This is a genomic window from Salana multivorans, from assembly GCF_003751805.1.
GTDB classification, from domain to species: domain Bacteria; phylum Actinomycetota; class Actinomycetes; order Actinomycetales; family Beutenbergiaceae; genus Salana; species Salana multivorans.
In genome coordinates this window covers 1239082-1260776 of sequence record NZ_RKHQ01000001.1, presented here as the reverse complement: position 1 = coordinate 1260776, position 21695 = coordinate 1239082, and the positions used below count along the sequence as shown (strand labels likewise).

Genomic DNA, 21695 nt, shown 5'->3' with positions numbered 1-21695 from the left:
GCCGGGTCCGCCGCTCGTCGCGGCGGCCCGGCCGCCCGGTCGAGCGGTGGCGTCGGAAGGCAGCGGAGGAAGCGATGAGTACAGAGGTGAGACGCGGCGCGAAGGCGTCGGGCGCGGTGCGGGGGAGGGACCGGGCGCGGTACGAGTACCGCGACAACAAGGTCGCCTACCTGATGCTGCTGCCCGCGGTGGCGCTGCTGGGGGTGTTCGTGGTCTGGCCCGCGGTGTGGGCCGGCGTCCTGTCCTTCCAGGACTGGAGCTTCTACCAGCCGGCCGAGTGGGTCGGCTGGCGCAACTACTACTACGTGCTCACGGACCCGCTGTTCGGGCAGGCGATCGTGCGCGGCCTCAAGTTCGTCGCGATGACCGTCCCGGCGATCCTGCTGCTCGCGTTCTTCTTCGCCAGCCTCGTGGTGAGCGTCGGGCGCAAGGCGGCCGACGTCCTCAAGGTCAGCATCTACATCCCGACGATCATCTCGGGCGTCATCGCCTCGATCCTGTTCGTCATGATCTACGACTACTCCGGCGGTCTGCTCAACTGGGTCCTCGGGTGGTTCGGCGTCGACGCCATCGCCTGGCTCGGTGACCCGTCGACGGCGCTGCCGGCGATCGCGGTCCCCGCCATCTGGCTGGGGCTCGGCATCCCGTCGCTCATCATGGTCGCGGCCATGCTCGACGTCCCGAACGAGTACTACGAGGCGGCCGCGATGGAGGGCGCCAACTGGTGGCAGAAGACGTTCTTCATCACGCTGCCGCAGATGAAGAACGTCTCGCTCTACCTCATCGTGACGGGGATCGTCGGGGCGATCCAGCAGTTCGAGCTCCCGCTCGTCATGACCGGTGGCGGCCCGCTCAACTCCACGACGCTGCCGAACCTGTTCATCTTCAACCACTTCCGCAACGACCTCAACGTCGGCTACTCGATCGCGGCGGCGCTCCTGCTCTTCCTCGTCCTCGGGTCGATCTCGGCGCTGGTCTTCCGGTTCATCAACTCCGAGAGGCTGGTCGACTGATGACGGTCCTCACCGACTCCGACGCGCCGGCGCAGCCCGGCCGCCCGACGGCGCCGGGCGTCCACGAGGAGCGACGCCGCACGCGGTCCGCGTCCTGGTACTGGTACGCGGCGGGCAAGATCGCGGTGGGACTGCTGTTCCTCCTCGCGGCGCTGTTCCCCCTCGCGTGGCTGGTCGTGGCGGGCTTCAAGTCCCGCACCGAGGTGGTGGCCACGCCGTTCCAGTTCTTCCCCGAGGTCTGGCAGATCGAGAACTACACGAAGATCCTCGCCGACCCGACCTTCCTGCGGACGCTGGGCTGGACCTTCCTCGGCGCCGTCCTGTTCACGGTGCTCGGCCTGGCCGTCAACTCGATGGCCGCCTACGCCTTCGCGCGGCTGAACTTCCGGTTCAAGACCGCGATCTGGGTCATGGTCATCACGACGATGTTCATCCCCGGCATGACGATCCTCCTCACGAGCTTCATCGTCGTGACCAACCTCGCGATGCTCGACACGCTCGCGGTCCTCGTGGTCCCGGGCGCCGCCGCCGCCGGCGCGATCTTCTTCATCCGGCAGTACTACCTGAGCGTGCCGAGCAGCCTCGAGGAGGCGGCCCAGCTCGACGGGTGCGGGCGGCTGAAGATCTTCGTCCAGCTCTTCCTCCCGCTGTCGAAGCCGCCGTTCGTCGTCATGGGGATCGGCGCGTTCCTCGCCTACTGGAACTCCTACGTCTGGCCGATCATGACGATCACGACGCCGGAGCGGTTCGTGGTCCAGCAGTACCTCGCGACGTTCCGGTCGGAGCGGTCGAGCGAGCTCGGCCTGCTCATGGCGGGCTCGGTGCTCGCCGCCGCGCCGGTCATCGTGCTGTTCCTCATCTTCCAGCGCCAGATCATCGGCAACATCAAGCTCGCCGGGCTGAAGTAGCCCGTCGCGCCGGCCACCCCGTCCTCGCGCCGCCGAGGACGACCCGTGGGCCGCGAGCCAGACCTCCCGCAGGTCCGGCTCGCGGCCCACGGTCGTTTCTCCGTGACGGGTCCGTCCCTCGTGTCCGACGGGCCCGCGCGTCTCTATCTGAAATCGATTGCAGATTTGTCTGAAATCGATTACGCTCCCGCGGAGGGGGTATCCCGGGCGCGCACCGATGCGTGCCGACGACGTGTCACGCTCGACGAGGAGAACGCCGTATGACGATCCGACGCACCCACACGACCGGCCGATGGCGGCGACTGCTCGCCGCCGGCCTCGGCTCCGGGCTCGTGCTGAGCGGGGCGGCTCTGGCTGCCGGCCCCGCCACCGCCGAACCCGTGTCCGACCCCGCGGCCGCCCCGGCCGACCTGGGGTCCTACTACTCCGAGGGGTACGAGCACCCGAGCGCCGTGCGGCTGGTCAGCCAGCTCACGGGTGCGAAGGGCCTGACCCCGACGGTCACCCCATACCGCATCGGCGGCACCGACCTCGGCACCATGTGGGACAACGGCGCCGGCGAGGTCCTGTTCGCGGTCGGCGACACCTTCGGCAACTGGAGCGGCAGCGGCGGCGGTGGGTCCGACTGGCGCTCGAACGCCCTCCTGCGCTCCTCCAACGCCGACTGGCAGGACACGGGGATGACGTTCTCCTCCGCGGCCAGCCTCCCCGACGGCAAGGCGAAGGAGATCATCCCGTCGCTCAAGCAGCCCGGCGTCGAGCACACGACCATCCCGACCGGCGGCATCGCCGTCGACGGCGTGCAGTACCTCTCGTTCATGTCGGTCAACCGCTGGGGCGACCCGGGTCAGTGGTTCACGAACTACTCGCGGATCGCGTACTCCTCCGACAACGGCGAGACGTGGAACTCGGTCGACGGCCCGCAGTGGGACAACGACGCCGAGTGGAAGAACAAGTTCCAGATGGTCGCGTTCACGCACGGGCAGGGCGACGGCTTCGTCTACATGTTCGGCACGGAGAACGGCCGGTTCGGACCGGTCCACGTTGGCCGCGTCCCGGAGGGGCAGATCCTCGAGAAGGACGCCTACACCTACTGGGACGGCGCGGCGTGGGTCGAGGACGACGCCGACGCGGCGCCGCTCGCGCCCGCCCCGGTGACGGAGCTGTCGGTGCAGTACAACGACTACATCGGCAAGTGGATGATGATGTACACGACCGACTCCGAGGACGAGGGCATCTTCGACCTGGTCTTCCGCACGGCCGACCGGCCGGAGGGTCCGTGGTCCGACGTCACCGTCGTCGGAACGTCGCTCGACCTGCCGGGGCTCTACGCCCCGTTCCTCCACCCGTGGAACGAGGGCCCGGAGGTCCACTTCACGCTCTCGCTGTGGGGCCCGTACAACGTCTTCCAGTACGCGTTCACGCTGGACGAGGACGGCAACCTCATCAACCCCAACCTCATCGAGGACCCGACGTTCTCGCGCTCCGCTCCGGGCGCCATGTCCCCGGCCTGGTCCTGCACCGGCCAGTGCGGCATCGACCACAACCCCTCGTGGGGATACGGCTCGGAGAAGCAGGCGTGGATGCGGTGGAACGCCGGGTGGATCGACGTCCACCAGGAGGTCACGGTCGAGCCGAACACGAGGTACCTGCTGACGTCGTTCGTCACGACCGGTCCGGCGAACCCGCCCGTCACCGTCACGGGTGAGCTCGGGGTCCGCCCGACCGGACCGGGCGCGAGCCCGCTCGGCACGGCGGAGTTCACCAACGTCAACGGCTACAAGCGCTTCCAGGTCGAGTTCGACTCCGGCCCGTACACCTCCGTCGAGGCCTACGTCGGGACGAACCTCCAGGGCGACCGCTGGGTCCAGACCACGAGCTTCTCCCTCGTCAAGGTCGGCGAGGGAGAGCAGCCGCCGGTCGCGGTCGTGCCGCCGGCACCGCAGCTCGTGGTCTCGGACGAGTGCGGGGTCGAGGCCACCGTCGTCCTGCCCGAGGACGTCGAGGGCGTCGCGTACGCGACGTCGCGGGAGGGGACGGTCGTCACGGTGACGGCCACCGCCGCCGAGGGGTACGTCATCGCCGACGGGGCGACGTCGACCTGGACGTTCGACGTGGCGGCCGCGGTCTGCCCGTCTCCGACGCCCAGCGACGACCCGACGGACGAGCCGACCGGTGGCCCGACCGACCCCGACCCCACCGGGTCGACGGGCGGGCCGACCGGGACGACCACGTCCCCCGGCTCCACCCCGAGCCGGAGCGGCGGGTCCGGCGGGTCCGGTGGCGGGCTGGCCGGGACCGGCGCGGCCGGCGTCTCGGTGGTCGCGGTCCTCGCGCTCGCCGCGGCCGGGACCGGCCTCTGGCTGCGCCGGCGGTCGATGACGGCCTGACCGGCCGACCGTTCCGGTCTCCAGCGCGGGGTCGGGTGCACGAGCCGTGCGCCCGACCCCGCGTTCGGCGTCCCGGGTCCGGCAGGATGGGGGATGGACGTCACCACCACCCCTGAGGAGCCCCCATGACGACCGTCACGACCGTCCCCCTCGGCACCACCGGCATCCGGGTGCCCAACGTGGTGCTCGGGCTCATGCGCATCGAGTCGATGAGCGACGAGGCCGTGCGCGAGCTCGTCGAGACCGGCCTGGAGGCCGGCATCGACATGGTCGACCACGCCGACATCTACGGCAGCGAGCTGCACGCCTGCGAGGCGAGGTTCGCCGAGGCCATGCAGCTCACCCCGGCGCAGCGCGAGGAGCTGACCATCCAGAGCAAGGCCGGCATCGTCAAGGACGGGCCGTACTTCGACTTCTCCTACGACCACCTCGTGTCATCGGTCGAGGCGTCGCTGCGCGCGCTGCGGACCGACTACCTCGACGTCCTGCTCCTGCACCGCCCGGACGCCCTCGTCGAGCCCGACGAGGTGGCGCGGGCGTTCGACCACCTGGAGTCGACGGGCAAGGTCCGCGCGTTCGGCGTCTCCAACCACACGCCGGGCCAGATCGAGCTGCTGCGCCGCTCGGTCCGTCAGCCGATCGTGGCCAACCAGGTGCAGCTCTCGATCACCCACTCGCCGCTCATCGCGCAGGGGGTCGCCGCCAACATGGCGGGCGAGGACCAGTCGATCGTGCGCGACGGCGGCGGGCTCGTCGACTACTGCCGGCTGCACGACATCACGCTGCAGGCGTGGTCGCCGTTCCAGGCGGGCTTCTTCAACGGCGTGTTCCTCGGCAACCCCGACTACGCGGAGCTCAACGCCGTCGTCGACCGGCTGGCCGGTGCCTACGGGGTCGACCCGATCGCCATCGCGACCGCGTGGATCACGCGTCACCCCGCCGGCATCCAGGTGATCCTCGGCACGACCAACCCGGACCGGGTGCGCGCCGCCGCCGACGGGTCGGACATCCCGCTCACTCGCGCCGAGTGGTACGAGCTGTTCCGCGCGGCCGGGCACATCGTGCCCTGACCGGCGTTCCGCCGTCTCGACACCGACGACGTCCGGCCGCACCCCGCGCGGGGTGCGGCCGGATCTCGTCCCGGCGGGCACCGCTCGGGTGCCGGCCGCACCGGGGGCCGGCCGCCTCAGACGTGCGGCATGACCTCGGCGGCGACCAGCTCGAGGTGGTCGAGGTCGGACAGGTCGAGCACCTGGAGGTAGACCCGCGAGGCGCCCCACCCCTTGAGTCGCTGGAGCAGCTCGACCGCCTCGGCCGGCGTGCCGGCCACCCCGTGCTCGCGCAGCTCCGACGCCTCGCGTCCGATCGCCGCCGCGCGGCGTGCGAGCTCGGCCTCGTCCGCGCCGACGCACAGGACGAGCGCGGCCGAGTAGACGAGCGAGTCGGGGTCGCGGTCGATGGCCTCGCACGCCTCGCGGACGCGGGCGAACCGCTCGGGGATGTCGGCGATCTCGGGGAAGCTCGTGTTGTACTCGGCCGCGAACCGGGCCGCGAGAGCCGGCGTCCTGGCCGGGCCGTTGCCGCCGACGATGACGGGGAGCGGCGACTGGACCGGCTTCGGCAGCGCGGGGGAGTCGGTGAGCGTGTAGTGCTCGCCCTCGAAGGAGTAGGTCTCGCCGGCGGGCGTCGACCACAGGCCCGTGATGATCTCGAGCTGCTCGGTGAGCAGGCCGAACCGCTTCGGCGGGAACGGGAAGCCGTACGCCGCGTGCTCGCGCTCGAACCAGCCCGCGCCGAGGCCGAGCTCGACGCGCGCGTTCGACATGTCGTCGACCTGCGCCACCTGGATCGCGAGCAGGCCGGGCTGCCGGAACGTCGCCGACGTGACGAGGGTGCCGAGCCGGATCGTCGAGGTCTCCCGGGCGATGGCGCCGAGGGTGACCCAGGAGTCGGTCGGGCCGGGCAGCGGCGAGCCGTCGCCCATCCGCAGGAAGTGGTCGGAGCGGAAGAACGCGTCGTAGCCGAGGCGTTCCGCCGCCTGGGCGACGCGGAGCTGGTCGGCGTAGGAGGCGCCCTGCTGGGGCTCGGTGAAGATGCGAAGGTCCATGACCCCAGCCTGCCACCCGCGCGGGACGGGAGGACGCGGGCATGACGCCGGGGGAGTCGCCCCCGGCGAGCGCGGACCGGCGGTTCGGTCCGGTTTCCTGTGCGCCGTATGTGACGATGGAGCGGATCGTGGCCGAGACGGCCGGGACCAGCGGGTCGATGAGGCCGGGCGCCAGCGCGCGAGGAGCGCACCGCCCGAGATGAGGACGAGTGATGACGGTACGGACCAGGCGCACGTGGCTGACGCGAGCACTGGCGCTCGCCGCTGGCTCGGCGCTCCTCCTCGTCGGCTGCTCGTCGCCCAGCGGGTCGGGCGACGACGAGGTCGAACCCGTCGACGTGACCTCGGCGACCGCGCCGGCCCTCGTCGATCCGGCCTCGCTCGGCTGGGAGAGCGCCGACGCGTCGGCGCTCGCGGCCTACCCCGCGCTCGCGGAGCTGGCGGGCGACTGCGGCGTCGAGGTCGTCGCGGCGGCGCGCCAGGTGCTCGGCGTGCGGTGCAGCTCCGACGCGGGTGCCAGCGTCCTGTACTCCGACACCACGTCCGACCAGGTGTGGTCGGCCGCCGATCTCGTCGTCGAGGACGGGCGGACCCGGCTCGCGGACTCCCTCGTCGCGGCGGGCGCCGCGGCGTCGGCCGACGCCCCCGGCCTGCTCGACGACCTTCGCTTCGACGCCGCGGGTAACCTCCTCGTCGTGATGGGCGACGGGACGACGTGGCAGGTGCCGGCGACCGAGGCCGGGGAGCTGCTCTCCGACGGCGGGCGCGTCGTGCGCGGAGCCGTGCGGGCGGGCGGCGACTTCACCGGGTCCTCGGCCCAGGCGCCGGCCGGTGCTCCCGTGGTCGCCGCGGCGAGCCTCCAGCTCCCGCCCCCGGCCGCCAAGCCGAGGGGGACCGGCGGCGGTGGCGGCGACGTCGACTGCTCGGTGCTCAAGTGCCTCGCCATCACGTTCGACGACGGCCCCGGCCCCTACACCGAGAAGCTGCTCGACATCCTCGCCGCGCGCGACGCCAAGGCGACGTTCTTCATGCTCGGCTCGCTCGTCGGCGGACGCCCGGACACGGTCAAGCGCATGGTCGACGAGGGGCACGAGGTCGCGAACCACTCCTGGAACCACCCCGACCTGCGCACGCTCGACGCCGCCGGCGTCGCGAGCCAGATGAGCCGGACGCAGGACGCGATCGAGGCGGCCTCCGGCGTGCGGCCCGACCTCATGCGCCCGCCCTACGGCGCCACGAACGACACCGTGCTGTCCGTCCTGCGGGACCAGGGGCTCGCGGTCATCAACTGGGACGTCGACACCGAGGACTGGAAGAACCGGAACGTCGCCGAGACGACGTCGCGGGCGCTGTCCGGGGCGCACCAGGGCGCGATCATCCTGTTCCACGACATCCACCCCTCGACGGTGGACGCGGCGCCCGGGATCATCGACGCGCTCCAGTCGCAGGGCTACACGCTCGTCACGGTGGGCAACCTGCTCGGCGAGACGACGCCGGGCACCAAGTACTTCAGCGCCAAGTGAGCCGCCGGGGCTCCGCCCCCGGTCCCGCATCGAAGGAGCAGCCGTGACGTTCACCGTCATGACCGTGTGCACCGGGAACATCTGCCGCTCGCCGATGGCCGAGGTCGTCCTGCGGGACGCCTTCGAGCGCGCCGGGCTGGGCGACCGCGTGACCGTCCGGTCGACGGCCGTGACGAGCGAGGAGATCGGCAACCCGATCGACTCCCGGGCCCAGCGCGTGCTGCGCGAGGCGGGCTACGACGTCCCGCGTCGGGAGGCGGTCCGCGTCCGGTCCGACGACGCCGCGCGCACGGACCTCACCCTCGCCATGACCCGCCACCACGCGCGGGAGCTGCGCCGGCTCGGCTTCCCCGCGGACGAGGTCGTGCTGTTCCGCGCGTTCGAGGACGGCGCGCCCGACGGCGACCCCGCGGCGATCGACGCCGCGGACACCCCCGACCCCTGGTACGGCGGCCCCGAGGACTTCGCGGAGTGCCTGGAGACCGTCGAGGCGTGCGCGCCGGGCGTGGTCGAGTACGTCCGCCGCCGGCTCGACGCCGCCTCCTGACCGGGCGCCGCGCCGCGAGCGACGGCGGCCCCGGCGGTCACGACCGGGCGGTGACGACCGGGCAGCCCGCGAGGTGGTCGTCGACGAGACCGAGCGCCTGCATCGTCGCGTACACGGTCGTCGGGCCGAGGAACCGGAACCCGAGACCCTTGAGCTCCTTCGCGAGGGCGGCCGACCCCGGGGTCGACGCCGGGACCTCCGCGATCGTCGCCCGTCGCGGCGTCCCCGGGGCCTCCCGGTACGCCTCGAGCACGTCCGTGAGGCGTCGGCCCTGCGCGTGCAGCGCGAGGAGCGCCCGCGCGTTCCCGATCGCCGCCAGCACCTTGGCCCGGTTGCGCACGATCCCGGGATCCGCCAGGAGGCGGGCGACGTCCTCGTCGTCGAACTCCGCGACGACGGCGGGCGCGAAGTCGGCGAACGCGCGTCGGAACGACTCCCGCTTGCGCAGCACCGTGATCCACGACAGCCCGGACTGGAAGGCCTCGAGGCTCAGCCGCTCGAGCAGCTCCCGCTCGTCCTCGCTGGGGACGGGTGGGACGCCCCACTCCTCGTCGTGGTAGGTCTCGTAGAGCCGGTCGCCGTCGCCGAAGCACCGCCGGCCCGTCGTCGTGTCCGTGGTGTCCGTCGCGCTCGTCGTCATCGCGTCTCCTTCGCGTCCCTGGTGACGCTAGTCGCGCGGACCGACATCTCGGTCCGGGGTGTGGATAGCGTGGGCGGATGCGTCGAACGCCCGCCGGACCACCGGCCCCGCAGCCGCCGGACCTCGCCCTCCCGACCGGTCCGAGCGATCCTCGGGCCCCCTCGGGCCTGACGCCCGCGACCCCGCGGGACGTGACGCCGGGAGATCTGCTGGAGGACGTCGAGCTGGCCGGTGACGGCCCGGTCGACCTGTCCGGCTGCCGCGTGCTCGGCTCCCGGCTCGCGCTCGCGGGTCAGGAGGAGGCGGTCCTCCGGGCGGCGCGGCTGTCCGAGGTGGTGCTGACGGCACCCGACGTCGCCGTCCTGCGCGCCCCGTACGGGCAGTGGCGCGACGTCGTCGTCCAGGGCGGACGCCTGGGGACGGCCGAGGCCTACGACGTGGAGTGGACCCGCGTCGCGCTGCGCGGCGTCAGGATCCGCTACCTCAACCTGCGCTCGGCCCGCGTGACCGACCTCGTGCTCGAGGACTGCGTCGTCGACGAGCTCGACCTCGGTGGAGCCGAGCTGACCCGCGTCGCGCTGCCCGGCACGCGGGTGGGGCGGCTCGAGGCGACCGGCGTGCGGCTCGATGCGTTCGACCTGCGGGGCTGCACGCTCGGCGTCATCGTCGGCGCGCGCGACCTCGCGGGCGCCGTCGTCGACGCGATCCAGGTGGTCGAGCTGGCACCGCTGCTGGCGGCCGCGCTCGGCCTCAGCGTCGTCGAGTAGCCCGCCGGCCAACCGAGCGCCGACCCGCCCGCCGGCGCGCACGCGAACGGCCCGCCCTCCCGAGGGAGAGCGGGCCGTTCGCGTGCCGGTCGGTGACCGATCAGCCGCCGATCAGGCTCCGGCGACGCGTGGCCACGAGCACCACGCCGAGCGCGAGGAGCGCGACGGCCGCGAGGCCGAGGCCGTCCGTCGAGCCCGCACCCGTCGAGGCGAGGTCGTCGCAGTACACGGCGCCGTCGGCCAGGGCCGGGAGACCGGCCGTGTCGATCGAGCCCGCCACCGCCGGCGTCACCGTCAGGGTGAGCGAGTCCATCGACTCGCCAGCGGAGTAGAACCCGCCGAACGCCTTCGCGCCCTCGGCCGTGAGCGTGACGCCCGCTCCGCGCCAGGTGATCGAGTCACCGGAGGCGGACGGCGACGGCAGCGACACGGTCGCCAGGACGACGGTGCCGTTGAGCCCGCCCGAGCCGTTGTAGCCCTTGGAGCTGACCGACGCCACGAGCTGCGCCGACGTGGCCGAGGTGATCTTGACGCTCGGGTTGGAGATGTGGAGCGAGAGCGCGCCGTCGTGGCCGCTGAACGAGACCGACCCGCCGAAGGAGGCGGTGCCGGTGCGGTTCGTCGTCGTGATCGATCCCGGCGACCCGTAGAACGTCGTGCTGCCGGAGATGCTGCCGTTCGCGATCGGCCCCGTCACGTAGTTGCGGAACGAGGTCTTGACGCCCCACGACAGCGACGCGGTGCCGGGCGCGCCGGCCTTGACCGCCGATGCCGGGACCGGGACGCACTGCGCCGGGGTCGCCGGCGTCGTGGGTGCCGGGGTGTCCTCCGTCGGCGTCGGCGTCGGCTCGTTGCCGCCCGGCGTGCCGGGGTTCGGCGTCTCACCGCACTCGTTCGTCAGCGGCACCACGAGGGCGAACGCGTCGAGCTCCTCGCCGGCGGTGTAGAAGCCGCCGAACGCCTCGGCGCCCGAGGCGGCCAGCGTCGCCGGGCCGGTGATCGTGACGGCCTCGGCCGTCGAGCTCTTCTCGAACGTGACGTCGGCGAGGACGATGCCCGTGCCCGAGATCTCCGACCCGAGGTCGCCCGGGTTCATGCCGACGAACTCGCGACCGGTGTAGTCGACGACGATCTGCGCCGTGGTCGGCGAGGTGAGCCGGAACGTCACGTTGGTGAAGGTGAGGTCGAGCGCCCCCTCGTGACCGGTGAAGCGGACGGAGCCCGGGAAGGTCACCGAGCCGGTGCCCGCGTCGAGGTCGAGGTCGCCGGCCTGGGCCGACCAGTCGAAGATCCCGTTGTCGGCCCGCTGCGTGACGCCGCCGGAGGTCGTGATGCTGCCGTTGACGAAGTCCCGCGCGAGGTAGGTGCGGAACGAGGACTTGATGCCCCACGCGAACGTGGCGTCGCAGACGGCGGGCTCCTGGGGCTCACCTGACGCCTCGGTGACCGTGAGCGACCCCTCGACGGAGCCGCTCGTGGCGCCCGTGAGCGTCACGGTGTGCGCGGTCGCCTCGAAGTCGGCGGGGACGGTCCACTCGAAGGTGACCGTCCCGTTCGCGTCGGCCGTCCGCTCCCCGAGGGCGACCGGGTCGGAGGTGACGACGGCGGAGACCTGCTCGCCCGCGGCGAAGCCGGTGCCCGTGATGGACACCGTGCTGCCCTGGACCACCGACGTGACGGGCGCGCCGTCCTGGGTGATCGCGAGGGCGAGGTCCGGCGTCTCGACGGGCGTCCCGTGCACGACGAGGCTCGTGAACGTGTCGAGCGAGCGGTTCGTGGCGGACAGGGCGTGCGCGGCCGACGTCGCGACCTGGTAGGCCTTCGTCGGGTCGAGCTTCCCGGCGGGAACGGTGAGCGTGACGCTGAACGCGCCGTCGGTGATCTGCGTCGGCATGACCCAGGCGAGCACGTCCCAGCCGGCGCCCGGGAGCGGGCCGTTGCCGGACCAGAGGGAGGTCTCGCCGAGGACGACGTAGGCACCGTTGGCCGCACCCGGGCCGGTGAACCCGGTGCCCGAGACGGTCACGACGTTCTCGACGGTGACGTCGAGCGTGCGCGGCGTCACCGTGACCCTCGGGCCGGGCTGGGGCTCGGGGTCCGTGCTGCCGGCCGGCTCGTAGGTCACCGGGACGGACAGCTCCTGGGCCGGGTTGGCCGGGGTGCCGACGCCGCCGGGGTAGGTGTAGATGCCCCAGGCGCCGTCGGTCGCGAGCGTGGTCGGGTTCTGCAGCGTGACGGTCGCGGTGAACGAGCCGTCCTCGGCGATGTCGGCCCACGAGGCGCGAATGGCCGGCTGGAACGCGGTCGGGACCTGGTCGAGGACGCTCTCGGCGAGCGCCCACACCCGGGAGGCGGTGGTCGACTGGCGCGCGGACGACGCCGCGCTCTCGGACGGCTTCCAGGTCGGGGAGAAGTTGCCGAAGACGACGAACGTGCCCTGGGGGAGGTTCGCCGGGATGGGCTGACCCATGCCGCCGACGTTCGCCGCCGGGTCGAACCCGGTGCCCTTGACGACGAGCGTGTCGCCGGGCTCCATCGACTGACCGGTGTACGGCGTGGTGCCGTCCGCCAGGAAGACCTGGATGGCCGGCTCGAAGACGGGCTCGGTCGGGCGCTCGCCGCGGTAGTCGACGGGGACCGTCAGCTCCTGGACCGCGTTGGTTGGCCCACCCGCCGGGTAGGTGTAGACGCCCCAGACGCCGCCCGCGAGGCCGGTGGAGAAGCTCTTCGCCTCGAGGGTGGCGCTGAACGTGCCGTCCGTGCCGAGCACGACGCGCTGTCCGCGAACGGCGTTGACGTAGGCCGAGCTGAGGTTGTCGAAGGTCGCGTCGGTCATCGCCCAGCGCTGGTCGACGATCTTGCGGGCGGTGCTCTGCGCGCCCTCCGACGGCTTCCAGGCCGGCAGGAACGAGCCGAGGACGACGTAGTTCCCGGCGGCGTCGCCGACCGTGACCGGCGGACGCGTGGAGATGTTGACGCTCGGGTCGAAGCCGGTGCCCTTGACGACGAGCTTGTCACCGTCGTAGACGGGCTCCCCTGTGTACGGCGTGGTGCCGTCCTCGAGGAAGACCTGGATGGCCGGCTCGAAGACGGGCTCGGTCGGACGCTCGCCGCGGTAGTCGACGGGGACCGTCAGCTCCTGCGACGCGTTGTTCACGCCACCGGCGCCGTACGTGTAGACGCCCCAGACGCCGCCCGCGAGGCCGCTGGAGAAGCTCTTCGCCTCGAGGGTCGTGGTGAAGGTGCCGTCGGCGCCGAGGACGGCCCGCTGCGCCGCCACGGTGCCCTGGTACTGGGGCGGGATCCCCGCGAACGTCGCGTCGGTCACGGCCCACTTCGTGTCGACGGTCTTGCGGGCGGTGCCGGCCACGCCCTCGGACGGCTTCCAGGTCGGGAGGAACGAGCCGAGGACGACGTAGTCGCCCTGGGGGAGGGTGTTGGGGATCGGGATCCCGCGTCCGCCGACGTTGGCGTTCGGGTCGAACCCGGTGCCCTTGACCGTGAGGACGTCACCGTCGTAGACCGGCTCACCCGCGTAGGGCGTCGTCGAGTCGTTCAGGAACACCTCGATCGCCGGCTCCCAGACGGGCTCCTCCGGCTCGGTCGGCTTCGCGGTCACGACGACGGACCTCGGCTCGGCGCTCGAGCCCGCGTAGGCGTCGGGGTCGGCCGGGACGAAGGAGGCCTCGACCGTCGTGGTGCCGACCGGGAGGTCGGAGAGCGTGACGGAGGCGACGCCCTCGCTGACGGTGGCGGAGCCGCCCGGCGTGAAGGTCACCGTGCCGGCGGCGGCGGGCGAGACCGTCGCCGTCGCCGTGACGTCGGTTCCCTCGACCACCGTGGCCTCGGACAGGGAGAGCGCGGTCGTCGTGGTCGTCGGGGGCACGACCGGCGGGGCCGCGTAGACCACTGGTCGGTTCACGACCTGCGTCGCGTCGCCGCCGCCGTGCGCCTGCCGCGTGGCGATCACGTAGTCCGTGCCGTCGAAGGCTGGGACGGGCATCGTGATGGAGAACGAGCCGTCCGGGTTCATCGGCGCCGTGCCGCCGAGGCCGGGGATCGAGCCGACGTCGTTGGTCACCGCGATCCAGAACGTCGTGTTGGCGACATCGGAGCCGGTGCCGGCCACCCGGAGGCCGAGGTAGATGCCGTTGGCGGCGGGGTCGGCGTTGAACCCGGTCCCGCTCACGGTGACGTTCCCGCCGTCGCGCGGCGCCTCCGTCACGGTGATCTCGGGGCCGGCGGCGCTGGCCGGGACCGCGATCCCGACGATCGCGCCGAGCGCGACGAGGGCGGAGGTCACCAGGGCGGCGAGCCAGCGGGTCGCCGCACCCGCCTTGCCGTCTGGTCGTAGGCGTGGGGCGGGGTGGAGCATTCGGGACACGACTCAGGTCCTCCGGTACGGTGCGTTGGTGGGTGTTTTGGCAACACCGCTCTCGTGTATATCGTAGTGAGGGCGGACTTACCTAGTGGTAGTCCAGCCTGTGGAAGAGTTAGCGGGACCTAACACCGTGTCAGAAAACCGGCGCCCTCAGGGGGCTCAGGACCTTGGTCCTCGCTCGCGCCTGCCCCACGACGTATCCTCCCGCGTGGCTTCGTTGCGATCCCCGGCCTCGCGGAGCCTCGCCCGGACCCGTGCCCGGCTCGTCGCCTCCGCCCTCCTCGGGGCCGTCCTCGCGCTCGCCGGCTGTGCCACCCACGGCGGCTCCTCGACCGATGTGACCGATGCCACACCCGGCGTCGCGCTCGCCGACGCCACCGTCGTCTCCGACGCGCGGGCCTACGAGGGCCCGTCGACGGCGCTCCTCACGGCCCCGGGTCTGCACCCCGTCGCCGAGGACCCGCAGCCCCGGCTCCCGGTCACCGTCACCGACGCCCAGGGCACCGAGGTCACCGTCACCGACGTCAGCCGGATCATCGCGCTCGACATCTACGGGACGAACGCCCGCACGGTCGCCGAGCTCGGTCTGCTCGGCAACCTCGTCGGCCGTGACACCTCGACGGCCTTCCCCGAGGCGATCGACCTGCCCAACGTCACGCCCGGCGGGCACGAGCTCAACGCGGAGGCGATCCTCGCGCTCGAGCCGACCGTCGTCGTCGCGGACACGACGCAGGGCCCGTGGGACGTCATCCTCCAGCTCCGGGAGGCGGGCATCCCCGTCGTCATCACCTCCTCCGAGCGCTCCCTCGACACGGCCGCCGACGACATCCGCTTCCTCGCCGACGCGCTCGGCGTGCCCGAGGAGGGCGAGCGGCTCGCGGAGCGCACCGAGACCGCCATCGACTCGATCACCGAGCAGATCGCCACGGTCGCGGACGAGGCGACGGGCGGCGACCCCCTGCGGATGGCCTTCCTCTACGTGCGCGGCGGCACGGGCATCTACTACCTGTTCGGCGACGGGTCCGGTGCTGGCTCGCTCATCACCGCGCTCGGGGGGGTCGACATCGCGACCGAGGTCGGGCTCACCGGCATGAAGCCCGTGACGGACGAGGGACTCATCGCCATGCAGCCCGACGTCCTCCTCGTCATGACGAAGGGCCTGGAGTCGGCGGGCGGCGTCGACGGGCTGCTCAACGCCGTCCCGGCGATCGCGCAGACGCCGGCGGGCGAGCACCGCCGGATCGTCGACATGGACGACGCGACGATCCTCAGCTTCGGTCCGACCAGCGCCGACGTCCTCGAGGCGCTCGCCGTCGCGATCTACGCGCCCGGGCCGGGCGCATGACGCAGGTCCAGCTGCCCCCGGTCGAGCGACGACGCCACTCCGCCGGCGGCGTCACGATGCTGTTCCTCGTGCTCGCGCTCGCCCTCGTGGTGCTGCTCGTCGTCTCCGCCGGCACGGGGCAGCTCGCCATCCCGGCGAACGAGGTCCTCAGCTCGGTGCTGCGCCGGATCGGGATCGAGACCGGGGTGCCGGTGACCGCGCCGAACGGCGAGATCGCGCTGTGGAACGTGCGGTTCCCGCGGGTCGTCCTCGTCGCCGTCGTCGGGGCGGGGCTCGCCGTTGGCGGCGTCCTCATGCAGGGCGTCTTCGGCAACCCGCTCGCGGACCCCTCCGTCGTCGGCGTCTCCTCGGGCGCCGCGGCCGGGGCCGTCCTCGTCATCGTGCTCGGCTGGCAGGCGCTCGGCGAGTGGGGCATCGCGACCGGCGCCTTCGTGGGCGGACTCGTCGCGACGATCATCGCCTACACGACGGCGCGCTCCGCCGGCCGGACCGAGGTGGTGACGCTCGTGCTCACGGGCATCGCGGTCAACGCCGTCGCCGGGGCGATCGTCGCGTTCATGTCCTTCCTCGGCGACACCGCGGCGCGCGAGCAGATCGTCTTCTGGCAGCTCGGCTCGTTCAACGGCACGCGGTGGGCCCAGGTGTGGGTCGCGCTGCCGCTCATCGTCCTCGGGATCGTCGGCGCCCTCGTCGTCGCCCGCCAGCTCGACCTGCTCGCGCTCGGCGAGCGCTCGGCCCGGCACGTCGGCGTCGACGTCGAGAGCCTGCGCCTCGTGGTCATCGTCCTCGTCGCCGTCACGACGTCCGCCGCGGTCGCGTTCTGCGGGATCATCGGGTTCGTCGGGCTCGTCGTCCCGCACGTCGTGCGGATGCTCGTCGGGCCGGGTCACCGGGTGCTCGTGCCGGCGTCGGTGCTGGCCGGCTCCGTCGTGCTGCTCGCCGCCGACCTCGCGGCCCGGACGCTGGTCCCGTACGCGGAGCTGCCGATCGGCATGCTCACCGCGCTCATCGGCGGCCCGTTCTTCTTCTGGCTCCTGCGCTCGACGCGCAACCGGAGCGGGGGCTGGTCGTGAGCCTCCCGCACGACGCCGGCGCCGGGCCGGGGCTCGGCGCCGCCGTGCAGGACGCGGCCGCCGTCCGGGTCGAGCACGTGTCGGTCTCCTACGGTCCGGCCCAGATCCTCGCCGACGTCTCGCTGCGCGTCGCGGCCGGCGAGGTCGTGGCGCTCGTCGGCCCCAACGGCGCCGGCAAGTCGACGCTGCTGGCCGCCGTCGCCGGCGACGTCCGCCCGAGCGCTGGCCGCGTCGTCGTCGGCGAGCTCGACGCGATGGCGGCGCCCGCCCGCGCCCTCGCGCGGGTCCGCGCCGTGCAGCTCCAGGAGGCCACGCTCTCCTTCGCGTTCACGGCGCGCGCCGTCGTGGAGATGGGCCGCGCACCATGGCAGGGCGGCGGTGCCCCCGGCGGTCCGGGTTCGTTCGGCCCGGTCGACGACGACGCGCTCGTCGTCGCCGCGATGGGCCGCTCGGAGGTGCTCCACCTCGCCGAGCGCCGGTTCCCGACGCTGTCGGGCGGCGAGAAGGCCCGGGTGTCGTTCGCGCGCGTGCTCGCCCAGACGACGCCCGTGCTGCTGCTGGACGAGCCGACGGCCGCGCTCGACATCCGGCACCAGGAGGCCCTGCTCGAGGAGGTGCGGGTGTGCGCCGACGTCGGGTGCGCCGTCGTCGTCGTCCTGCACGACCTGTCGCTGGCCGGTGCGTACGCCGACCGGATCGCCCTGCTCTCCCACGGGCGCGTCCGGGCCGACGGCCCGCCGCGCAGCGTCCTGACGCCGCAGCTCCTCACCGAGGTCTACGGCCACCCGGTCGACGTCGTCGACCACCCGAACTCACCGGGTCCGGTCGTGCTGCCCGTGCGGCGGCGCCGGACGGCACAGAAGAAGGAGTACCCATGAGGAGCACGCGGATCCTGACGACGGCGGCGACCGGGCTCGCCCTGGCGCTCGGCCTGCTCGGCGCGGCGGCGCCGGCGACGGCGGGGACCGGCCCGACCGGCGCCCAGGTCACGTCGACGTCCCCGGCTGGCGACGCGGCGGCGAGCGACGCCGGCCCGACGACGCTGGAGATCTCCGGCACCGGGTTCCAGTCCGTGCAGGGCGGCTTCGGCGGCATCTACGTCGCGTTCGGCTGGGTGTCCGGCGACGGCTGGCAGCCGAGCGCCGGCGGTCAGAGCGGCGTCGACTACCTGTACGTCGCCGACGGCATGACGGCCGAGTCCAACACGGGAGCCCTGCGGTTCATCGCGTTCCCGGGTTCCTCGACCGCCGAGGAGGCGCAGGGGACGATGGGCGAGGACGGCTCGTGGTCGACGACGCTCGAGGTCGCCGGCCCCGTGCTCACCCTGTCGGACTCCGGCGGCAGCACGCGCGAGGTCGACTGCCGGGTCGAGCAGTGCGGCGTCATGACGTTCGGGGCGCACGGCGTCAAGAACGCCAACAACGAGACCTTCCTGCCGATCACGTTCGTCGAGCCGGGCGCCGGGGGCGGGGACGCCTCGCCGGAGCCGTCCGACGAGGCGTCGGCGGAGGCGAGCGAGTCGGCCGCCCCGAGCGAGGAGCCGAGCGCGTCCGACGCGACCGAGGCGCCCGACGCGACCGAGCAGGCCAGCGACGACGCGAGCGCCTCGGGCGCGGCCGTCGAGGGGGAGGGCGGCAGCTCGGCGGTCCCGTGGCTCATCGGTGGCGCGGTCGCGCTCCTCGCAGTCGCCGCCGCGGTGGCGGGTGCCCTGCGCAAGCCCAAGGACGGCTCCGGTGGCTCCGCCGGTTCCGCGGGGTCGGACGGTTCCGGCGGTTCGGCCGGCTGACGCAGCCGGCTGGCCGTCCGCTCCGCGCGGATCGAGCGCAGCTCCTCCCGCTCGCTCGACGCGTTCGCGCAGGTCGGAGCGCCGCCCGACGCGATCCGGTCCGTGACCGCGCCGTCGATCCGCGGAGAGCGGACCCCCGCGCCGTCCCATTAACGTGATGATGGGGTTGCATTAATCGCGCGCCCCGGGCAAGATGACGCCGTGTCATGACACCGCGTCATGACGATCCGCCCGGAGGAACCGATGACCCTGCTCGACGCGCCGAGCCAGCCCGAGACCCAGCCGCACTCCCAGGACGTGCCCGAGAGCGCCGCGCAGCCGCTCTCGCTCCAGCTCCGCTCCTCGACGCGGTCCCAGCACGAGCACGCCGAGACCCGCTCGTTCGTCACGGCGCTCATGGGCGGCGGCCTCGGCGAGCGCGGCCGGGAGGCGTACATCGACCTGGCGCGCCAGCACTATGCGATCTACCGCGCCCTGGAGGCGGCGGGTGAGCGGCTGGCGGCCGACCCCGTCGTCGCCGACTTCCTCATCGCCGACCTGCTGCGCGAGGCCTCGCTGGTCGCCGACCTCGAGCTGCTCGCTGGCGCCGACTGGCGCGACCTGCCCGTGCACGAGACGACCGCGGCGTACGTCGCGCGGCTCGACGGGATTGAGGACGCGGAGAGCTACGTCGCGCACGCCTACACCCGCTACCTCGGCGACCTCTCGGGCGGCCAGGCGATCGCCGTCATGCTCCAGCGGCACTACGGCCTGGCGCCGGAGGAGCTGACGTTCTACCGCTTCGACGGCATCCCGAAGCCGAAGGTCTTCAAGGACACCTACCGCGAGCTGCTCGACGCCGCCGACCTCTCGCCCGAGCGGCAGGCCCGCGCGGTCGCCGAGGCCCAGGTGGCGTTCGACCTCAACGCGGCGCTGTTCGTGACGCTCGGCGAGCGGCACGGCCTCGGCGACTGAGGCACCGGCGCCGCGGCGGCCGCGCCGCGCCGCCGCCCGTCACGCCACGAGCTGCTCGCGGCGCAGGGACGCGGGTCGGCGTGAGTCCTGCGGACCCCACAGCGTCGTGCTGACCTCCCGGCGCACGAGCGGGACGACCTCCTCCGCGAACTGACGCAGGAGGTCCTGCTGCTGGGCGTGCTCCAGCGCGGGGTTGAGCGAGATCGACTGGACGTCGTGGCCGTAGGTCGCGTGGTAGTCGAGGATCTTCTCCGCCACCCGCTCGCTCGAACCGACGAGGGCCGGGCCGCGCTCGACGGCCTCCTCGATCGACCGGAACGACGTGCCCTTGCCGAGCACGTCCTTGTGACCGCGCGCGTCCGACTGGGCGATCTGGCCCTCGTAGAGGGGGCGGTACTGCTCGACGGCCCGCTCGGTCGTCGCGGCGAGGAACAGGCCGCCCGAGCCGGAGCCGAGGTAGGTGCGGCCGGGGTCCCACCCGTGCCGGGCGTACTCCTCGCGGTAGTGCTCGATGTGCCGCAGGTAGTTCTCGCGTGGCTGCAGCGCGTTCGCCGTGAAGATCGGGTCGCCCCAGCGGGCCGCGAGCTCCACCGCGGTGCTCGAGCTCGCGGTGCCGTGCCAGATCCGGAAGGGCCCGTCGTAGGGACGGGGCAGTGTCGTCGCGCCCTCGAGCGGTGCTCGGAACCGGCCCTCCCAGGTGACCTCCTCCTCGGCCAGCAGGCGCCGCAGCAGCTCGTAGTTCTCGGTGAGGTACTCGTACTGCAGCGCGAGGTCCTTGCCGAACAGCGGGTACTGGGCGACCTCGTTCCCCTTGCCGATGGTGATCTCCAGGCGGCCCCGGCTGAGCTGGTCGATCGTCGCGAGGTCCTCGGCCACCCGGACGGGGTCGAGCAGCGAGAGCACGGTGACGCCCGTGTTGAGCAGGATGCGCTCGGTCGCCTGCGCGACCGCGGCGAGGATCACGGTCGGGGCGGAGGACAGCACCGGACCGGCGTGACGCTCGCCGATCGCGTAGGCGTCGATGCCCAGCTCCTCGGCCAGCACGGCGTTCTCGACGACGCGGGCGAGGCGTTCGTCGGCGGGCAGCGTCTCGCCGGTCAGCGGGTGGGGCGGGTTGAAGACGATGTCGAGGACCTGGAACCTCACGGTGGATCTCCTTGGGGGGTGGCGAACGGGGTCGGGCAGGGCTGGGGTGCCGGCCGGGCGGCGATCAGGCCGCGACGTGCTCGGCGTCGCCTCGCCAGCCGAGGGCCGGGGCGAGGTGGTCGGCGACGTCGGTGAGGATCTGCTCGTAGTCCTCATAGGTGAGCTCGTACGGCAGCTCGAGCCGAAGGTGCGACACGGAGCCGACGGCGGTGTCCGCCGCGAGCTGCTCGGCGATCTGCTGGCTCGTGCCCAGCAGGTCGGGTGCGAAGAGCGTGCGGTCGGGCCCCTGGGGGCCGTGCGTGCGGGCGTCCCGCTCGGCCTTGTACTCGCGGTAGCGCCGTCGCGTCGCCTCGCTCGCCGAGTCGGTCGGCAGGATGACGCGACCGACGGCGACCTGCGGCTCGCCGGCGCCGCTCCACAGCCGTCGGTACTCCTCGATGCGCAGCGTCTGCTGAAGGACGAAGTCGTCGGACTCCTCGGCGCGGCCGATGTTCCCGGTCAGCAGGTGGAAGGCGTGCTCGGCCGCCCACCGCAGCGAGCGTCCGGAGGAGCCGCCGTACCAGAGGCGCTCCCGCAGTCCGGCCGCGACCGGCTGCAGCCGTGGGCGCTGGACGTTGCCGGGAGAGCTGATGACCGTGCCCGCCGCGCCGAGGTACCCCGAGGCGAGGTTCGTCGCGAGGGCCTCGGCCCGCGCGTACCCGAAGTCCTGGGACGCCCACCCCGGTCCGTGGACCAGCTCGCCGATGAGCTCAGCGTGCGGCGGCCGCCCGACGCTGACCCCCACCTGGAGGCGTCCGCCCGAGAGCACGTCGACGGTCGCAAGGTCCTCCGCGAGCCGGAACGGGCTCTCGTAGCCGAGCGGGACCACGGCGGTGCCCAGGGCGATCCGACGCGTGCGCTGCGTCGCGGCCGCGAGCACCGTCGCGGCGGAGGAGATGCCGTGCTCTAGGTGGCGCTGGCGGACCCAGGCGCCCTGGTAGCCCAGGCGCTCGCCCGCCTCGACGAGGCGCAGGGTGTCCTCGAGGCCGGCCCCGGGGTCGTCGTCGTGGAAGTTGCCGGGGGTCAGGAAGGACAGGGACGTGAGGGTCACGACGGGCTCCGATCGGATGACGGGT

General features: G+C 73.0%; 17 protein-coding genes. 12 read left to right on the top strand and 5 right to left on the bottom strand.

What is annotated here, in order from left to right:
* The first annotated feature begins 74 nt into the window (after window positions 1-74).
* From EDD28_RS05670 to EDD28_RS05655, 4 genes are all read left to right on the top strand, one after another.
* On the top strand, window positions 75-1013 hold the full coding sequence (locus EDD28_RS05670) for a carbohydrate ABC transporter permease (protein WP_123738720.1): 939 nt from the start codon (window positions 75-77) through the stop codon (window positions 1011-1013).
* Window positions 1013-1921, top strand: coding sequence for a carbohydrate ABC transporter permease (locus EDD28_RS05665; protein ID WP_123738719.1), 909 nt, complete (start codon window positions 1013-1015; stop codon window positions 1919-1921). The genes EDD28_RS05670 and EDD28_RS05665 overlap by 1 nt, the downstream gene beginning before the upstream one ends.
* A 260-nt stretch (window positions 1922-2181) precedes the next feature.
* Entirely contained in the window at window positions 2182-4311 is a 2130-nt protein-coding gene (locus tag EDD28_RS05660) for a glycoside hydrolase family 183 protein (RefSeq protein ID WP_123738718.1), read from the top strand.
* Window positions 4312-4436: 125 nt separating this feature from the next.
* Window positions 4437-5381, top strand: a complete 945-nt coding sequence (locus EDD28_RS05655) for an aldo/keto reductase (protein WP_123738717.1) — start codon at window positions 4437-4439, stop codon at window positions 5379-5381.
* Window positions 5382-5497: 116 nt separating this feature from the next.
* On the opposite strand, the gene EDD28_RS05650 is transcribed toward EDD28_RS05655, so the two are convergent.
* The gene (locus EDD28_RS05650; RefSeq protein ID WP_123738716.1) at window positions 5498-6418 is read right to left on the bottom strand and encodes an LLM class F420-dependent oxidoreductase; all 921 of its coding nucleotides are present in this window, start codon (window positions 6416-6418) and stop codon (window positions 5498-5500) included.
* A 212-nt stretch (window positions 6419-6630) separates the two neighbouring features.
* Here EDD28_RS05650 and EDD28_RS05645 point away from each other — a divergent pair, with 212 nt between their 5' ends.
* Together EDD28_RS05645 and EDD28_RS05640 are read left to right on the top strand one after the other, a co-directional pair.
* Complete coding sequence (locus tag EDD28_RS05645) at window positions 6631-7941, top strand: polysaccharide deacetylase family protein (RefSeq protein ID WP_123738715.1); 1311 nt, start codon at window positions 6631-6633, stop codon at window positions 7939-7941.
* A gap of 43 nt (window positions 7942-7984) precedes the next feature.
* Window positions 7985-8488 (top strand): low molecular weight protein-tyrosine-phosphatase, encoded by a 504-nt coding sequence (locus EDD28_RS05640; RefSeq protein ID WP_245967937.1) that lies wholly within the window; start codon window positions 7985-7987, stop codon window positions 8486-8488.
* A 37-nt stretch (window positions 8489-8525) separates the two neighbouring features.
* Here the strand turns inward: EDD28_RS05640 and EDD28_RS05635 are convergent, their stop codons facing one another.
* The gene (locus EDD28_RS05635; RefSeq protein WP_123738714.1) at window positions 8526-9128 is read right to left on the bottom strand and encodes a DNA-3-methyladenine glycosylase I; all 603 of its coding nucleotides are present in this window, start codon (window positions 9126-9128) and stop codon (window positions 8526-8528) included.
* 77 nt (window positions 9129-9205) lie between these two features.
* Here EDD28_RS05635 and EDD28_RS05630 point away from each other — a divergent pair, with 77 nt between their 5' ends.
* Window positions 9206-9895, top strand: coding sequence for a pentapeptide repeat-containing protein (locus EDD28_RS05630; protein WP_123738713.1), 690 nt, complete (start codon window positions 9206-9208; stop codon window positions 9893-9895).
* Between the two features lie 100 nt (window positions 9896-9995).
* On the opposite strand, the gene EDD28_RS05625 is transcribed toward EDD28_RS05630, so the two are convergent.
* Window positions 9996-14270: an HtaA domain-containing protein gene (locus EDD28_RS05625; protein WP_123738712.1), complete on the bottom strand. Its 4275-nt coding sequence runs from the start codon at window positions 14268-14270 to the stop codon at window positions 9996-9998.
* 214 nt (window positions 14271-14484) lie between these two features.
* Here EDD28_RS05625 and EDD28_RS05620 point away from each other — a divergent pair, with 214 nt between their 5' ends.
* The 5 genes from EDD28_RS05620 (at window position 14485) to EDD28_RS05600 (ending at window position 19434) form a co-directional block, all read left to right on the top strand.
* Window positions 14485-15621: a heme/hemin ABC transporter substrate-binding protein gene (locus EDD28_RS05620; protein WP_245967936.1), complete on the top strand. Its 1137-nt coding sequence runs from the start codon at window positions 14485-14487 to the stop codon at window positions 15619-15621.
* A complete protein-coding gene (locus EDD28_RS05615) occupies window positions 15618-16694 on the top strand; it encodes a FecCD family ABC transporter permease (protein WP_123738710.1) in 1077 nt (358 codons plus the stop codon). Before EDD28_RS05620 ends, EDD28_RS05615 begins: the two co-directional genes overlap by 4 nt.
* Complete coding sequence (locus tag EDD28_RS05610) at window positions 16691-17572, top strand: heme ABC transporter ATP-binding protein (protein WP_123738709.1); 882 nt, start codon at window positions 16691-16693, stop codon at window positions 17570-17572. Before EDD28_RS05615 ends, EDD28_RS05610 begins: the two co-directional genes overlap by 4 nt.
* A complete protein-coding gene (locus EDD28_RS05605) occupies window positions 17569-18480 on the top strand; it encodes a hypothetical protein (protein WP_123738708.1) in 912 nt (303 codons plus the stop codon). The genes EDD28_RS05610 and EDD28_RS05605 overlap by 4 nt, the downstream gene beginning before the upstream one ends.
* A 243-nt stretch (window positions 18481-18723) precedes the next feature.
* The gene (locus EDD28_RS05600) at window positions 18724-19434 is read left to right on the top strand and encodes a biliverdin-producing heme oxygenase (RefSeq protein ID WP_123739956.1); all 711 of its coding nucleotides are present in this window, start codon (window positions 18724-18726) and stop codon (window positions 19432-19434) included.
* Window positions 19435-19473: 39 nt separating this feature from the next.
* Here EDD28_RS05600 and EDD28_RS05595 read toward each other — a convergent pair whose 3' ends face one another.
* Window positions 19474-20580: an LLM class flavin-dependent oxidoreductase gene (locus EDD28_RS05595; protein WP_123738707.1), complete on the bottom strand. Its 1107-nt coding sequence runs from the start codon at window positions 20578-20580 to the stop codon at window positions 19474-19476.
* A gap of 64 nt (window positions 20581-20644) precedes the next feature.
* The gene (locus tag EDD28_RS05590) at window positions 20645-21670 is read right to left on the bottom strand and encodes an LLM class flavin-dependent oxidoreductase (protein WP_123738706.1); all 1026 of its coding nucleotides are present in this window, start codon (window positions 21668-21670) and stop codon (window positions 20645-20647) included.
* Window positions 21671-21695 lie beyond the last annotated feature (25 nt).

Coding starts and splice junctions, on each gene's coding strand:
- EDD28_RS05650 (WP_123738716.1), bottom strand. CDS start 6,418: ATGGACCTTCGCATCTTCACCGAGCCCCAGCAGGGCGCCTCCTACGCC.
- EDD28_RS05670 (WP_123738720.1), top strand. CDS start 75: ATGAGTACAGAGGTGAGACGCGGCGCGAAGGCGTCGGGCGCGGTGCGG.
- EDD28_RS05600 (WP_123739956.1), top strand. CDS start 18,724: ATGACCCTGCTCGACGCGCCGAGCCAGCCCGAGACCCAGCCGCACTCC.
- EDD28_RS05665 (WP_123738719.1), top strand. CDS start 1,013: ATGACGGTCCTCACCGACTCCGACGCGCCGGCGCAGCCCGGCCGCCCG.
- EDD28_RS05655 (WP_123738717.1), top strand. CDS start 4,437: ATGACGACCGTCACGACCGTCCCCCTCGGCACCACCGGCATCCGGGTG.
- EDD28_RS05605 (WP_123738708.1), top strand. CDS start 17,569: ATGAGGAGCACGCGGATCCTGACGACGGCGGCGACCGGGCTCGCCCTG.
- EDD28_RS05660 (WP_123738718.1), top strand. CDS start 2,182: ATGACGATCCGACGCACCCACACGACCGGCCGATGGCGGCGACTGCTC.
- EDD28_RS05630 (WP_123738713.1), top strand. CDS start 9,206: ATGCGTCGAACGCCCGCCGGACCACCGGCCCCGCAGCCGCCGGACCTC.
- EDD28_RS05645 (WP_123738715.1), top strand. CDS start 6,631: ATGACGGTACGGACCAGGCGCACGTGGCTGACGCGAGCACTGGCGCTC.
- EDD28_RS05615 (WP_123738710.1), top strand. CDS start 15,618: ATGACGCAGGTCCAGCTGCCCCCGGTCGAGCGACGACGCCACTCCGCC.
- EDD28_RS05635 (WP_123738714.1), bottom strand. CDS start 9,128: ATGACGACGAGCGCGACGGACACCACGGACACGACGACGGGCCGGCGG.
- EDD28_RS05625 (WP_123738712.1), bottom strand. CDS start 14,270: ATGCTCCACCCCGCCCCACGCCTACGACCAGACGGCAAGGCGGGTGCG.